Source organism: Halobacterium jilantaiense (assembly GCF_900110535.1).
Taxonomy (GTDB): domain Archaea; phylum Halobacteriota; class Halobacteria; order Halobacteriales; family Halobacteriaceae; genus Halobacterium; species Halobacterium jilantaiense.
In genome coordinates this window covers 931,565-945,496 of sequence record NZ_FOJA01000001.1, presented here as the reverse complement: position 1 = coordinate 945,496, position 13,932 = coordinate 931,565, and the positions used below count along the sequence as shown (strand labels likewise).

General features: G+C 69.7%; 14 protein-coding genes and 1 tRNA gene. 2 read left to right on the top strand and 13 right to left on the bottom strand.

Annotation, left to right across the window (positions count from 1 at the left end; translation table 11 throughout):
* The first annotated feature begins 100 nt into the window (after window positions 1-100).
* On the top strand, window positions 101-1,432 hold the full coding sequence (locus BMW35_RS04830; RefSeq protein ID WP_177170771.1) for a hypothetical protein: 1,332 nt from the start codon (window positions 101-103) through the stop codon (window positions 1,430-1,432).
* A gap of 25 nt (window positions 1,433-1,457) precedes the next feature.
* Window positions 1,458-1,724 carry an HAH_0734 family protein gene (locus BMW35_RS04825; protein WP_089668250.1) on the top strand — a complete coding sequence of 89 codons (267 nt, stop codon included), beginning with the start codon at window positions 1,458-1,460 and terminating at the stop codon, window positions 1,722-1,724.
* On the opposite strand, the gene BMW35_RS04820 is transcribed toward BMW35_RS04825, so the two are convergent.
* From BMW35_RS04820 to BMW35_RS04760, 13 genes are all read right to left on the bottom strand, one after another.
* The gene (locus BMW35_RS04820; protein ID WP_089668249.1) at window positions 1,721-4,126 is read right to left on the bottom strand and encodes a DUF2298 domain-containing protein; all 2,406 of its coding nucleotides are present in this window, start codon (window positions 4,124-4,126) and stop codon (window positions 1,721-1,723) included. The two genes, BMW35_RS04825 and BMW35_RS04820, sit on opposite strands and share 4 nt — an antisense overlap.
* Before the next feature lie 260 nt (window positions 4,127-4,386).
* A tRNA-Met gene (locus tag BMW35_RS04815) sits at window positions 4,387-4,461 on the bottom strand.
* Window positions 4,462-4,524: 63 nt separating this feature from the next.
* Window positions 4,525-5,205 (bottom strand): type 1 glutamine amidotransferase domain-containing protein, encoded by a 681-nt coding sequence (locus tag BMW35_RS04810; RefSeq protein WP_089668248.1) that lies wholly within the window; start codon window positions 5,203-5,205, stop codon window positions 4,525-4,527.
* A gap of 120 nt (window positions 5,206-5,325) precedes the next feature.
* The gene (gene hpt / locus BMW35_RS04805) at window positions 5,326-5,892 is read right to left on the bottom strand and encodes a hypoxanthine/guanine phosphoribosyltransferase (protein WP_089668247.1); all 567 of its coding nucleotides are present in this window, start codon (window positions 5,890-5,892) and stop codon (window positions 5,326-5,328) included.
* 59 nt (window positions 5,893-5,951) lie between these two features.
* Window positions 5,952-7,715 carry a Na(+)/H(+) antiporter subunit D gene (locus BMW35_RS04800; RefSeq protein ID WP_089668246.1) on the bottom strand — a complete coding sequence of 588 codons (1,764 nt, stop codon included), beginning with the start codon at window positions 7,713-7,715 and terminating at the stop codon, window positions 5,952-5,954.
* Window positions 7,715-9,358 (bottom strand): proton-conducting transporter transmembrane domain-containing protein, encoded by a 1,644-nt coding sequence (locus BMW35_RS04795; RefSeq protein WP_089668245.1) that lies wholly within the window; start codon window positions 9,356-9,358, stop codon window positions 7,715-7,717. Before BMW35_RS04795 ends, BMW35_RS04800 begins: the two co-directional genes overlap by 1 nt.
* Complete coding sequence (locus tag BMW35_RS04790) at window positions 9,355-10,878, bottom strand: monovalent cation/H+ antiporter subunit D family protein (protein WP_089668244.1); 1,524 nt, start codon at window positions 10,876-10,878, stop codon at window positions 9,355-9,357. Before BMW35_RS04790 ends, BMW35_RS04795 begins: the two co-directional genes overlap by 4 nt.
* Window positions 10,871-11,227: a cation:proton antiporter subunit C gene (locus BMW35_RS04785; protein ID WP_089668243.1), complete on the bottom strand. Its 357-nt coding sequence runs from the start codon at window positions 11,225-11,227 to the stop codon at window positions 10,871-10,873. The genes BMW35_RS04790 and BMW35_RS04785 overlap by 8 nt, the downstream gene beginning before the upstream one ends.
* Entirely contained in the window at window positions 11,224-11,700 is a 477-nt protein-coding gene (locus BMW35_RS04780; RefSeq protein WP_089668242.1) for an MnhB domain-containing protein, read from the bottom strand. The genes BMW35_RS04785 and BMW35_RS04780 overlap by 4 nt, the downstream gene beginning before the upstream one ends.
* On the bottom strand, window positions 11,697-12,227 hold the full coding sequence (locus BMW35_RS04775; RefSeq protein WP_089668241.1) for a DUF4040 domain-containing protein: 531 nt from the start codon (window positions 12,225-12,227) through the stop codon (window positions 11,697-11,699). Before BMW35_RS04775 ends, BMW35_RS04780 begins: the two co-directional genes overlap by 4 nt.
* A complete protein-coding gene (gene mnhG, locus BMW35_RS04770) occupies window positions 12,224-12,547 on the bottom strand; it encodes a monovalent cation/H(+) antiporter subunit G (protein ID WP_089668240.1) in 324 nt (107 codons plus the stop codon). The genes BMW35_RS04775 and mnhG overlap by 4 nt, the downstream gene beginning before the upstream one ends.
* The gene (locus BMW35_RS04765) at window positions 12,544-12,819 is read right to left on the bottom strand and encodes a cation:proton antiporter (RefSeq protein WP_089668239.1); all 276 of its coding nucleotides are present in this window, start codon (window positions 12,817-12,819) and stop codon (window positions 12,544-12,546) included. Before BMW35_RS04765 ends, mnhG begins: the two co-directional genes overlap by 4 nt.
* Window positions 12,816-13,925: a monovalent cation/H+ antiporter subunit E gene (locus BMW35_RS04760; protein WP_089668238.1), complete on the bottom strand. Its 1,110-nt coding sequence runs from the start codon at window positions 13,923-13,925 to the stop codon at window positions 12,816-12,818. The genes BMW35_RS04765 and BMW35_RS04760 overlap by 4 nt, the downstream gene beginning before the upstream one ends.
* Between the last annotated feature and the right edge of the window lie 7 nt (window positions 13,926-13,932).

The window sequence follows — 13,932 nt, the reverse complement described above, 5'->3', positions numbered from 1 at the left end:
GTGGCGTCGGTGTCCTCGATTCGATTCGGCGGACGGCAGCCGGTCCGCGGTGTCGATGGCGAGGCCAGTACTTTTGTCAGTTCGCCGCGACTTGACGCCCGTGTCCACCAGCCGCTCGGGTTCGCTCCGTCCCGCAACGAGCCTGCCCTCCCCCAGTACACTTGCCGCCGTCGCGCTCGCCGTGTCGGCGCTCACACTCGGTGTCGGTGCACCGGCCGCTGCAGCACCACCGCCTGCGGACGTCTGCGGGGTCTGCGGACCGACCTTCGAGGACGCGGCGACAGCAGCCGGTGGCGACGTCACGGTCGACGCGTCCACGAGGGACGTTCACGTCGCAGCGAACGGGAGTGCGCGCGCCGCCGTCGACGTGACTGTCGGGTCACGGGACGCCGACTGGGTCGCCGCCAACGCCGACGCCGTCCTCGCCGAACTCGCAGCCGGCGACGACCCCAGCGTCACCGACGGCGTCGCGCCAGTCCCGGCCGACGCGACACTCCAAGCCAGTGGCGACAGCGTCACCATCGAGTACGACGCGCCCGGCGTCGCACACACCTCGCCGGGCGGCGTGGTCGTCGTCGACGCCTTCGCCGACGGCAGACCCACCGGCTGGGAAGTCGACGCCGACGCCGTCCGCCTGCACGCACCCAAGACCCACGTTGTCACGCACGGTCCCGCAGACGCGCCCGTGACCGCGTGGACGAGCGGCGACCACATCGATGACGCAGTCGTCGCGTACGCGACCGACGGCGGCCTCGTCGCCACCGCCGCCACGCAGGTCGCCCTCGTCGTCGACACCGGCCCCGCGTTCCTCCGGTACGCCGCTATCGTGCTCGCGCCGACGCTGGTCGTGCTCGCCGGGTTACTGTGGTCGACGCGCGCGGTCGGCACGCGCGTGCCGACCGTCGGTTCCGCCCGAGCCGGCACCGTCGTCGCGGCTGCTGGCGGGGCCGCGGCCGTCACGCTCGTCGCGTCCGGCGCGGTCTCTACGTATTTTGAGTTCCCTATCGCCGCTGCGCTATTCGCCGCGCTCACCGCCGTCGCGGTCGGCGCGCTCGCAGCCAGTGGGCGGCTCCGAACGATACGCGCCCTCGCGGTAGCGGCGGTCGGTACGCCGGTCGCGCTCGCTGCGCTCGGTGCCGCCGTCGGCGCACTCACACACCCGGCAGTCGCGGTACCGACCGCCCGCAAGGCGGTCATCGCCGGCAGCCTCGTCGCGCAACTCGGCGCGTTCGTCGTGGTCGGTGCATCCCGGCAGAGCGACCCCGCGAGCCGCTGGCGGCGGCTCGCCGCAGTCCTCGCACCGTCTCTCGTGGTGGTCGCCGTGGTCGGTCCGACGCTCCTGCTCGTCGCGTGGCTGCCGCTGCTCGTCGTCGCCGCCCATCCCGCGTACTGGTTCGGGCGCACCGTCGCAGGGGGGCTTCGAAGCGTTTAATCCGCGTTACGCCGAAGCCGGGCGCATGGAGCGGCTCATCATCCACGGCGACCCTGGCATCCGCCGGGACGGGATCGTCGAGGTCGACGGCGAGGAGCAGCACGTCTTCCAGGTCACCCGCAACGGGGACTGGCACGGCCCCGACGAGGTCCAGCTGTGGTGCGTGGTCGGCGACGAGGACGAACTCGAGGACTACGAGAAGCGCAACTACGTCCCCCACTGGCTCGATGTCACCGCCGTCGACGCCGAGGACGTGACCGTCGTGAAGCGCGCCGGCGACCTCGCGGTCTAAGTTCTGTACTCGGTCAGCGCCGTCTGGTTCACCTCGTAGACGACCACGGTCGGCGTCGCGTACGCGGTACTGATACCGGGCTCGTCGGCCATCCGCGCCACGTCGTAGCGCTCGCGCTCGACGGGGCCGACCCAGACGTACCGCACCTCGTGTTTCGAGAGCAGCGCCGCCCGCGACGCCGCGTCCGTCGTCTCGTAGACGACGCCGACGTCGCTGACGCGCTGGTCCCACGCCGCCTGGCTGTGGTAGTTCGCTTCGTGGACCCAGCCCGCGACCGTGGGGATGCCGGTCAGGCTCGACGCCGGGTTCTGCCAGGAGTACGGTTCGACGCCCGGCGCGGAGACCATGTGCGGCTGTCCCGGCTTGTCGTGCAGCCACTCGATAGCGGCCGCTTCGCCCGGCCGCTCGTCGTTGACGTGCTCGAAGGCGTCGATGGTCGCGTCGTCGGCGCTCCCGAAGTGCGCGGTGAGCGCGAGGCCGCCGTAGACGGACGCCGACACGACGAGCACGGCCACCAGCGCCGTGCCGCCGACCGTCCGCGCGTGAGAGCGCGAGGGCGCTCGGCTGGCGAGCGCTGCGAACGCCGCGCCGGCGGGAATCGTCCAGAGCGCCCACACCTGCGCGTACACCTTGAACACCGTGTTGAAGCGCTCGTAGGAGGCGGCGTCGGCGAGGTAGACGTACTCCACGAGCACGACGAGGCCAGCGCCCGCGACGACGAGTACGCCCTCGAAGCCGACCTCGTCGCGCCGCCGCAGCACCCACGCGGCGGCGAGCAGCGGCCCGGCGAGCACCGCGGCGACGATGCCGACCCGGGTCCCGCCGACCACGGGGTCGAACGAGAACGCGAGCAGCAGCGCGCCCCAGGCCGCCAGCCCCGCCGCGGCCCAGCCCAGTCTGGTTCGTGCAATCCGTGCGGTGAGATACGCCGCAAACGCCACCAGAAACACGCCGTGGGCGAGCACGAACGCGCCCAGCTGGGACGGCTCTGGGAGCGCGGCCGGGGTCTGGTTGCTCGCGCCCGACAGCAGCACGCTACGCACGAACGGCCACGCCGCGGCGAGCCCCAGCACGGTGACGACCACGGCGACGACGACGGCCAGCGCGTACCGCTGGAGTTCCGCCGCGACCGCCGAGTCCCGTTCTCCCCAGTGCGCCACGCGCTCCGGAAGGAGCGTCCCGGGTGGGGGGTCGGCGAGCGCCACGGAGAGCATCGCGAGGCCGGCGACGGACGGGAAACTCCACGTGTTCACCGCGAGGATGGCCGCCGCCGCGACGGGGAACCCGCCGAACAGCAGCGCCCACCGGCGACGGCGAGCGCCCTCAGGCGTCCGGTAGTAGGCCAGACCGACCGCGACCGCGAGGACGAGCACGGCGACGCTCATCATGTGCGCGTGCAGGTCGCCGTTCAGGTACGCGAACAGCGGGAACTCGTTGATGCCAGTCTCCACGATTCGGCTCGCGTCCCACGAGTCGAAGGCGTCCGGCGTGATGGTCGGCTCCCGGCTCGACTTGATGCCGGCTGCGGCCACGGCCTCCCGGACGAGGTCGCTGCGGGACGCGAGCAGCCGCACGGGCGTCACGAGGTTGCTCGCGAACCCGAACGCGAACGCCGCGAGCACACCCGCCCGCACCCGCCGCGAGCGCGTGACGACCGCGACGACGAACGCCGCTGGCACCGCGAGCAGCAGCCAGTGGACGCCCGTCGCGAGCAGGACGACCGCGAACGCAACGCCCGCCGCACCGAGCGCCGTCACCGCCTGCACTCGCCCGCCGTCCGCCTCGGATTCGTCGCCGTCCCAGAACCGCGTCGCTATCGTCCCGGCGAGCCCGTACACGCCCGTCACCGCCATCGCGTAGAACCCGGCGAGCGCCGGGCTGTACGCGAACCGGCCCTCGGTCCCGGTGAGGTGCGCCCCGATTGCAGTCATCAGGTGGCCGCCGTAGTAGTAGACGACGCGCTCGCCCGCGAACCACATGTCCTGCGGCGGCAGCCTGTCGCCCCGAAGCAGGCTCTGGACGAGCCCCATGTCGAGGAACTTCTCGCCGCCGTACGGGTGGACGCCGTCGGCGGCAGCTCGAACCGCGACGAGGAACACGAACGCGACCGTGAACACCGCCACGACCTCCGCGAGCGGCCGCGCGTCAACCTCGACGCCGCCCCGCGCCAGCCACGCCGAGAGCGCGAGGAAGAGGACGAACAGCGCGACGACCACCCACTGCCCGAACGCGACCTGGCCGACCCACAGCGTCGCCAGCGTCACCACGACCAGTGACAGCGGCATCGCGACCGACGCACCGCGGTCCGGCGCGTTCGGCAGCAGGCGCGCCGCAAGCGGGAGCCCCGCCACGAGCAACACCTGGAAGAACAGCCACCACCGGACGACCACGCCGTACTCCATTGCTGGAACCGTCGGCGTGACTCGTCAAACGCTTTCGGGTTCGCTGTCGCCCGTCCCGCTACCCGATGACGGACGACAGACTGTCAGGGAGGCGTCGGACGGAAGCGGCGCTCAGGAAGTGTATTGCAGAGACGTAGCAGGCGACAGATTCGAACGAGCGAGCCTCGTTGACGCTCGGCTCTCTCGTTCAAATCTACACCCGAACTACAGATGGTAACGAACGTGGAGACGACCCTCCGCGTTCGGTTGCACGCCAGAAGTAGCGGGAGGTAGATTTGAACTACCGATCTCCGGGTTATGAGCCCGGCGGAATCTCCTGGCTATCCCATCCCGCTACTCCATCGTAACCCGGTTTTACAGTTAAGGGTTCTGATTCGGCCGCCGTGTGGGAGAAATCCCTACACGTCCAGCTCGTCCAGCAGGGTCTCGGCGGCAGCCGCAGAGGACCCGGGCCCACGGGCCGTGAGGAGGTCGCCGTCGACCGTGACGCTGGTGGCGGCGTCCAGTTCGGCGTCCCAGTCGGCCCCCGCCGTCTTCACTTCGTCCTCGACCCAGTACGGGAGCTTCCGGCCGTCCGGCATCCGGCCGAGGTCGTCGACGATGCCTTCCTCCCAGGCGTTCGGGAAGCCGGTGATGGAGCGCCCGTCGACGAGGAAGCTGCCGTCGTCAGTCCGCGTCCACGCGAGAATGCCGACGGCGTGGCAGACGACGAGCGCCTTCCCGCTGTCGCCGGCGACCGCGTTCCGGAGGATGCGCCGTGCGTCCTCGTCCTGATTGACGTCCCACGCGGTGCCGTGGCCGCCCGGGAACACGACTGCGTCGTAGTCGGCGGCCTCCTCGGTGGCGACCGGCTCCGGGTCGTTCAGTCGGTCGTCGTTCTCGTGAACGTCGCGGACCCACTCCGCGGTCTCCTCGTCGACCTCCTCGGGGTCGACCGAGCGCTCGTCGAGGACGGCGGGGCCGCCACTCGGCGTCGCGACCGTCACGTCGAAGCCCGCGTCGTCCAGCGTGGTCAGCGGCTCCACGCACTCTTCGCCCCAGTATCCCTCTTCGCTCACGACTAGTAGTGCCGAAGACATAGCCGTCCCAGTGTAGCACGGGGCGGAGGAAAAGGCGTCTGCCGTCCGCGAGTCCCGCCGGGTCCGTCAGTACCGGCTGTCTGCGCCGAGTCCGCCACACCGGGACCCGCGCAGGCTCCGTTATCCGTCGCCTTCCGCGTCCGCGATGACGACGTCGCCGTCCTGCACGTCGACGTTGATGAGCGTCTTCACGTTCGTGTCCGTGTCGTCGAGCTCGTTCGGCCCCGCCTTCTTGATGACGGCGACCACGTCCGCGACGTCGGCACCGATGTGTTCGAGGGCGTCCGTGATGGCTCGCAGCGTCCCGCCCGTCGAGAGCACGTCGTCGAGGACGAGCACGCGGTCGCCCTCGTGGACGTCGTTGATGTACATCTCGTTCTCCGAGTAGCCGGTCTGCTGGCTGAGCGCGACCTCGCCGGGGAGGCCGTACTCGCGTTTGCGGATGACGACGATGGGGATGTCGGTCATCAGGGAGACCGCCGTGGAGATGTGGATGCCCATCGCGGCCGGCGTGACGATCTTGTCGACCTCGTCGAGTTCGGCCTTCCGGATGATTCGGATGACGATTTCCCGCAGCAGCTCCGGCTCCAGCATCGGGACGCCGTCGCTGATGGGGTGTACGAAGTAGTGGTAGCCGTCCTTCTCGATGATCGGCGCGTCGAGCAGGGACTGCTTGAGCCTATCCATGCAGGGAATACTCGCCGCCGGACGAAAAGGTGACGGAACGAATCGGGCATGTCAGCCGCCTACAGGGTGACGCTGGCGGCGACGAGCACGGCAAGCACGACGGCGACCAGGAGGATGCTCGTGCTGTAGTCCGCCCGCAGCGAGAGCCGTTCGTCTCCGAGCATGCGGCCGGTGGCGTCACCGGGCGACCGGACGAACCCGGCGGTGACCGCAGCGCCCCGGACGACGACGCGGTCGACGGCGGCGTACAGCTCGGTGACGCCGACGACCAGCCAGCGCGTGCCGTAGAACAGCGCCGGGTTGTAGAGGTTGTCGACGTCCGGAACGCGCCCGAGCCCCGACAGCGGCTTCTTCACGAGCGCGAACCCGACGAGGCCGAGGACGGCCAGCGCGACCCCCTCGCCGATGTGGGGGACGGTGTACGTGTGGTAGACGTGGTGGACGACCGCCTCGCTCGTCACGTCGTACGGAAGGATGGCGAACAGCGCGCCGTCGAAGACGCCGTAGAACACGCAGAGCGCGGCGACGGCCACCATCGCGACGGACTGCCCGCGGTTCGCGTCCTTCACGGAGCCGTCGTAGCTGCCGTGGAAGAACGCGTAGTAACCGAACTTGATGAAGGACATGAACGTCCCGACGCCCCCGAGCAGGAGCAGCAGTTCGAGCGTGTAGAACTCACCGAGCACGAGCGGCCCCTTCTCGAAGGAGTAGTGGCTCGCGGAGATGACGATGCCCTTCGAGACGAAGCCGTTGAACCCGGGGAACCCCGCGATGGACAGCGCCGCGACGCTGAACGCACCCGCCGTAATCGGCATCTCCCGGGCGAGGCCGCCGAGTTTCTTCAGGCTCTCCTCGCCGGTGCGGTAGACGACGACGCCCGCCGTCATGAACAGCAGCCCCTTGTAGAGGATGTGGTTGAAGACGTGGGCGAACGCGCCGGCCTGCGCGAGCGCACCGCCGATGCCGACGCCGGCGATCATGTACCCGACCTGCGACTGGATGTGGTAGGAGAGCAGCCGCCGCATGTCGTTCTGGAACAGCGCCATCGTCGCGCCGAAGACGGCCATCAGGCCGCCCATGTAGGCGACGGCGACGTTGCCGTCCTGCGGGAACACGCGGTACATGCCGTAGACGCCGGTCTTCGTGGTGAACACGCAGAGGAAGACGCTGGCGGCGATGTGCGGCCGCGGGTAGGTGTCGGGCAGCCACGCGTGCAGTCCGATGAAGCCGACGTTGACGCCGATGCCGACGGCGGCGAGCACGGGTGCCACGTCGCCGGCGAGCCCCGCGCCGGTGAACAGGAACGAGTCGACGCCCGGCTGGGTGTAGTGCCAGACGACGGCACCCAGCAGGAGCGTCCCGCCGATGCCGTGGGCGAGCGCGTACCGGAAGCCCGCGCGGACGGCCTTCCCGCCGTAGTGCCAGACGAGCAGCGTGCTGGTGACGGCCATCAGCTCCCAGAAGAAGACGAGGCTGAGCCAGTCCCCGCCGAAGACCGCGCCCAGACTGGTGCCGACGTACCCGAGCGCGAACGCGGTCTGGAGATTGTCGGCGTCGCTCGCGTACGAGTACAGCACGCCCGCGGCACCGATGAAGCCGAAGATGAGTCCCATCAGCGTGGAGAACGGGTCGACGTTGAACAGCACGGCGTCGAACCCGAACAGCTGGGTCTGGAAGTAGACGCCCTCGGAGACCAGCCAGACGTACGGCACGACCGCCGCCGACGCGAGCGCGCCGAGCGCGTGCCCGGTCCGACGGCCGAGGAACGGCAGCAGGACCGCGGCGAGTAACACCGGAACGAACGGCGGGACGATGGCGTCCATCAGACCACCACCCCCATCGCCGTGGCGTTCGAGACGATTTCACGCACGACCTGCAGGAACACCGCTGCGTCCGGCGCGACGCCGAGTACGACGGAGCCAGCGGCCGCGAACAGGATGGGCGCGACGACGAACCACGACCCCTCGGCACCGTTCGGCGCGCGACGCTCGAACGGCCCGTGGTCGTCGTGGCCGCCGTCGGCGCGAGCCGCGCGACCGAACCGGCCGCCGAACACGCCCGAGAGCAGGGGCTTCTCGTCGCTGTCGCCCTGCGACTCGAAGAACGCGGTGTAGACGACCGGCCAGAAGTACGCGATGTTGAGCACGCCAGACACCAGCAGCGCAGCCGTGAACACGACGTTGCCGGCCGAGACGGTACCGATGAGCAGGAAGTACTTGCTCGTGAACCCGGCGACCAGCGGGATGCCGGCCATCCCGGCGGCCGCGACGGCGAACGCACCCATCGTCAGCGGCATGCGCTTGCCGATGCCCGCCATGTCCGAGATGTCGTCGGTGTGGGTCTCGACGTGCAACGCCCCCGCGCAGAAGAACAGGGTGAGCTTCATGAACGCGTGGGCGGGGATATGCAGCAGTCCGCCGATGAGCGCCCACTTCGTCGCCTCGCTGGGTGCGGCCGCCGCGCCCACGGCCAGCCCGAGAACGATGTACGAGAGCTGGCTCACCGTGGAGAACGCGAGCCGGCGCTTCAGGTTGTCCTGTCGGAGCGCGATGACGGACGCGACGACGAGCGTGAACGCCGCGACGACCGCCAGCAGCGTGCCGACGTCGAGCATGGCGACGACGTCGACGCCGAAGACCTCCAGAAGGACGCGCGCGATACCGAACACGCCGCTCTTGACGACCGCGACGGCGTGCAGCAGCCCGGAGACGGGCGTCGGCGCGACCATCGCGTCCGGGAGCCAGGAGTGCAGCGGCATCAGCGCCGCTTTCACGCCGAAGCCGGCGACGAGCAGCGCGAACGCCGCCTTCGCGAGCGCCGGGTCCGCGGACGCTGCCTCGGCGAGCAGGGGGATGCCGCCCGGCGCGAACGCCGTCGTCGCGGTGCCGACGGTCCCGGTGAGGTGGACGACCAGCAGGATGCCACCGAGGACGGCGACGCCGCCGCCGAAGGTGTACGCGAGGTACTTCCGGCCCGCGGCCCTGGCTTCGTCGGTCTCGTCGTGGGCGACCAGCGGGTAGGTCGCGACCGTCAGCAGTTCGTAGAACAGGTACAGCATTACGAGGTTCGCGGCGAACGCCACGCCCACGGCGGACGCGACGCTGCCCGCGAACGCCGCGAAGTAGCGGGTCTGGCTGTGTTCGTCGAGCCCCCGCATGTAGCCGATGCTGTAGAAGCTGGTCGCGAGCCAGAGCGTGCTCGCGAGCAGCCCGAACAGCACGCCGAGGGCGTCGGCCTGCAGCGCGAGGTCCACGTACGGGAGCAGCGTTCCGAGTTCCGTGACGTAGACGTCGCCCTCGAGGACGGCCGGCACCATGCTCGCCACGAGCCCGAGCGTCAGCACGGACGCGAGCACGGTCCAGGCCTCCCTGAGATTCGGGCGAGCGCCGGACGCCAGAATGGGCGCGACGGCGACCGCCGGAGCGAGCACCGCAGCGAGCGGCCGGAGTGATGTGATGTCAGTCATGGCGAGAGCAGGAGGGTGTCGATGGTCGGTTGGAGGTGGTCGCCGTAGCCGAACGCGGCGAACCCGAGGGCGACGGCGAGCACCGCCGCGCCGGCGACGGTCGCGTACATGCCGGGGGACGCGCTGCGCGGGCCGCCGTCGGCGACGGCGTCCGCGTTCTCGGTCGCGTTCGTCGCCCCGGCCCGCTTGGTGGCGGACTCGGGGTCCGGCTCGCGGAAGAACATGCGTTCGACGAGCCGGCCGAAGTACGCGAGCGTGAGCAGCGTGCTGGCGACGATGACCGCCAGCAGCGACCACGCGCCCGCCTCGACTGCGCCGAGGGCGACGTACCACTTGCCCGCGAAGCCGATGGTCGGCGGAACGCCGACCATCGAGACGACGAGCACTCCGAACGCGCCCGCACCGACGGGGCTGCGCTCGACGAGCCCGTCGAACTCGTCGACGGTTCGCGCGCCGGTCTCGGTCGCAACCAGGCCCGCAGAGAGGAACAGCCCGCCCTTCATCACGGCGTGTCCGACCAGATGGATGGTCGCGCCGACGAGTGCGGTGCCGTTCCCGATGGCGATTGCCGCGACGATGAGCCCGAACTGGGAGACTGAGGAGTACGCCAGCATGCGTTTGACCTCGTTCTGTGAGACGGCCAGCAGGCTGCCGACGACGATGCTGATCACCGCGCCGCCGAGGAGGATGCTGTGGGCGACCGGGTTCGCGTCGAGGAAGCCGGTGCCGAAGACGGTGTAGACGACGCGCAACAGCGCGTACGCCGCGACCGTCGACACGAGCGCGGAGATGAGCGCGCTGACGGTGTCGGGCGCGCCGGCGTAGGCGTCCGGCTGCCAGGTGTGCAGCGGGAACACGGCGACCTTGATGAAGAGGCCGACGACGATGAGCGCGAACGCCGCCTGCGCCAGCGTCGGGTCCACGGCCGCGCTCTCCGCGAGCTTCTGACCGAGGTCGACCATGTTCAGGGTGCCGGTGCCGATGTACGCGTACCCGATGCCGAGCAGGAACAGCGACGCGCCGACCGTTCCGACGAGCAGGTACTTCAGCGCCGCGACCGCCGACCGGCCGCGGTCGCCGCTGGCGACGAGCGCGTACGCCGCCAGCCCCGTGATTTCGAGGAAGACGTACATGTTGAACAGGTCGCCGGTGATGGTCATCCCGGAGAGCCCGGCGACCAGCAGCATGTAAATCGCGTAGAACGCGTTCGAGCGCGGTCCAGCGCGCCGAGCGTACGCGAGCACGCCCAGCGAGACGGCGGCGACCAGCACGAGTATCGTCGCGGACAGCCCGTCGACGACGAGTTCGATGCCGTACGGCACCTCGAAGCCGCCGACGACGTACTCGATGCGGCCGTCGCCGAACGCCGACGCCGCGAGCGTGCCCGCGACGGCGAGCTGGGCGACGGACGCCGCGACGGCGACCGCCCACCCGCTCTTCGACCGCAGGACGCCCGCGGCGAACGCGACCAGCGACCCAAGGATGGGGACCGCGACCGCGAACGGAACGAGGTCACTCACTGTGACGCACCTCCTGGAGCGTGTCCTCGTTCAGTGTCCCGTACTCCGCGTAGATGCGGACGATCATGCCGAGGGCGACCGCCGTCAGCGCCACCCCGACGACGATAGCCGTCAGGATGAGCACGTGCGGCACTGGGCTGACGTGCGGCCCCTCGACTGTCAGTATCGGAGGGGTGCCGCCCTCCACGTACGCGGACGCGATGAAGAACAGGAAGATGCCCGTCTGGAAGATGTTCATGCCGATGACCTTCTTCACGAGGTTACCGGCCGCAATCATCACGTACGTTCCGATGCCGAGCAGCAGGAACGTCGCGACGTAGTAGTCCTTGGCTGCGAGTGTCTCTATCATTCGTCGTCGCCCTCCTTGCCGGCGTCGATCGCGAAGAACAGGCCCGTGATGGTACCTGCCACGATGACGCCGATGAACAGCTCGACCGTCTCGATACCGTACTTGCTGGCGTGGTGGATGGGCAGCGCGTGGTAGTCGAGGAACGAGCCGCCCAGTGCGACGGTGCCGACGGCGACGGCGAGGAACGCCGCGACGCCGCCGACGATGACCCCTACCAGCGTCGACTCACCGACCCACTCCCGGAGCGGGTCGATGCCGAACGCGATTCCCAGCATCAACATCACGGTGGCGACGATGACGCCGCCCTGGAAGCCGCCGCCCGCGGAGTCTGCGCCGTGGAACATCACGAACAGGCCGTACGTGAACACGAACGGCGACACCACGCGGACGGTCGCCATGATGATGGAGCTCTCGACGTACGACGGCGTCGCGGTCGTGTCCGTCGCGCTCGCGTCGGACTTCGACTGGCTCATGCGAACACCTCCTTGCCGAGCACGACCAGCAGACCGACGCCCGCCGAGTAGACGACGACCGCCTCACCGAGCGTGTCGAACCCGCGGTAGGACGCGAGCACGGCCGTCACGGCGTTCTTCACGCCGGCCTCCGTGTACGCGTTCTCGAGGTAGTACGTCGTCACCTCAGACGTGAGCACGGCGGTGTCCGGGTTCCCTATCTCCGGGAGTCCGCCGAGTGTCAGCAACAACACGCCGACGAGCACGACGGACACGCCGAGCGCCGGCAGGTCCAGCCGCTCGAAGACGCGCTCGCCGGACGGCCGCACCGTCTTCGCGATGGTGAGCAGGAACAACACCGTCGTCACGCCCGCACCGACGGCGGCCTCCGTCAGGCCGACGTCCGGTGCCTGCAGCACCACCCAGATGACCGCGATACCGAGGCTGTACGTGGCGAACGCGATAATGGACGCCAGCACGTCCCGGAGAACGGTCGTCGCCAGTGCCGCAGCGAGTACGAACGCCAGCAGCGGCAGTTCGATGTTCACTCGGCCTCACCTCCTTCGTCCTCGGTGGTCCACGGCTCGATACCCTGGTCGGCTGCGGCCCGCGCGATGGCGTGGGCCGCGGTCGGGTTCGTGATGAACATGAACACGACGAGCAGTCCGGCCTTCACGGTCGGCAGGTCTGCACCGAACGTCACACCGACCGCCGCCAGCGCCAGCCCAGCGCCGAGCGTGTCGCTCTTCGACGCGCTGTGCGTGCGCGTGTAGATGTCCGGCAGTCGGAGCAGCCCGACGCCAGCGACGAACGTGAAGAACACGCCGCCCGCGACCAGCACTGCCACCGCAATCTCCGTCGGCGTCACAGCACACCACCCCGCTCGACCGTGAACTTCGAGATGGCGATGCTCATCAGGAAGTTCAACAGCGCGTACACGATGGCGACGTCGAGGGCCGCCGGCGTGTTCGTCGCCGCGCCGACGAGCGCCAGAATGACGACGATGTTCGTTCCGATGGCGTTCACCGCGATGACGCGGTCCTGCATCGTCGGTCCGTCGAGCACCCGGTAGAGCACGACCAGCGACACGAGGATGAACGCGCCCGCACCGGCCAGCAGAATATCGGGGACGAGGCTCACTCTTCACCACCCCCGGTGTCGGATTCGACGCGCTCGATGGCCGCCTGCACCTCGTCGGCGTCGTCGCTGCGGGCCCCGTCGACGCTGCCGTCCATCGTCTCGCCGCGTTCGGCTGGGGTCGGCAGCCGCATCGCTGCACGCCCGTAGAAGACGAACCGCACGGCGCGCTCCAGGCCGCCCGCCAGCAGGTCGGACCGCGACCCCGTCGTCAGGCTGTGGACGGTGAAGTGTCGCTGGGTCACGTCCACGGTGAGGGTCCCCGGTGTGAGTGTGATGCTGTTCGCGAGCGTCGTCGCCGGGAGCTCAGACCAGACCGCGGCGTCGAACTCCACGACTTTCGGGTCGATGGGGAGCCGCGGGTGGAGCACAACCTTCGCGATGCTGATGTTCGCTTTCACGATCTCCCACAGCAGGTACGGCACGTACAGCGCCATCCGACCGAGGCGACCAGCTAACCCCGGCAGGTCGACGGACCCGCGAGTAGTGATGCGCCGGAGCAGCGCGGCGACGATTGTCCCCGTGACCGCCCCGGTCGCAACATTGAACACGGTCAGCTCGCCAGCAATCAGGAGGTAGAAGCCGAACGTCGACGCGAACAGTAACACGAACTGGTCGAGGCCGGCCGGCCGCGTGAGCGGCCCGCGCCGGGTCGCGCGCTCTACCGGTGCGAGTTCGGCGTTCAGACCCGCCGCCTCCAGCTCGCGCTCCAGCGGCGGCAGTAGCGGTGCCATGCCGAGCGGATTGAACTCTGGGTCGAGGACGACGGTATCGACGCCGTTCCGCCGCGCGTACGCGACCAGCACGTCTGCGTAGTCGCCGGGATTGAACAGGTACACGTCGGCCCCGACGACGCTAGTCACCACGGAGACGTCCTCGCTGTGCTCCCCGAGGTCCTCCTCGGCCCACACTTCGATGCGGTCGAGCAACGCTTCGGCGTCGCCCGCGACCTCGCTGTCCCCGCCGCCGACCGGACGCTCGGAGATCGGGCAGACGAAGTGTAGCGTCACCGGGACGCCGGCGTCCCGGGCGCGCTCGGCGACGTGCGCGACCGTCTGCCTGAGCGACACGGAGTCCTCGACCGGGACGAGCAGGTCAGCCCCCGACATCTCTCAC

Bases quoted from the DNA above. Each gene is read 5' to 3' on its own strand.
- BMW35_RS04825 (WP_089668250.1), top strand. From the start codon at position 1,458: ATGGAGCGGCTCATCATCCACGGCGACCCTGGCATCCGCCGGGACGGG.
- BMW35_RS04820 (WP_089668249.1), bottom strand. From the start codon at position 4,126: ATGGAGTACGGCGTGGTCGTCCGGTGGTGGCTGTTCTTCCAGGTGTTG.
- BMW35_RS04810 (WP_089668248.1), bottom strand. From the start codon at position 5,205: ATGTCTTCGGCACTACTAGTCGTGAGCGAAGAGGGATACTGGGGCGAA.
- hpt (WP_089668247.1), bottom strand. From the start codon at position 5,892: ATGGATAGGCTCAAGCAGTCCCTGCTCGACGCGCCGATCATCGAGAAG.
- BMW35_RS04800 (WP_089668246.1), bottom strand. From the start codon at position 7,715: ATGGACGCCATCGTCCCGCCGTTCGTTCCGGTGTTACTCGCCGCGGTC.
- BMW35_RS04795 (WP_089668245.1), bottom strand. From the start codon at position 9,358: ATGACTGACATCACATCACTCCGGCCGCTCGCTGCGGTGCTCGCTCCG.
- BMW35_RS04785 (WP_089668243.1), bottom strand. From the start codon at position 11,227: ATGATAGAGACACTCGCAGCCAAGGACTACTACGTCGCGACGTTCCTG.
- BMW35_RS04780 (WP_089668242.1), bottom strand. From the start codon at position 11,700: ATGAGCCAGTCGAAGTCCGACGCGAGCGCGACGGACACGACCGCGACG.
- BMW35_RS04760 (WP_089668238.1), bottom strand. From the start codon at position 13,925: ATGTCGGGGGCTGACCTGCTCGTCCCGGTCGAGGACTCCGTGTCGCTC.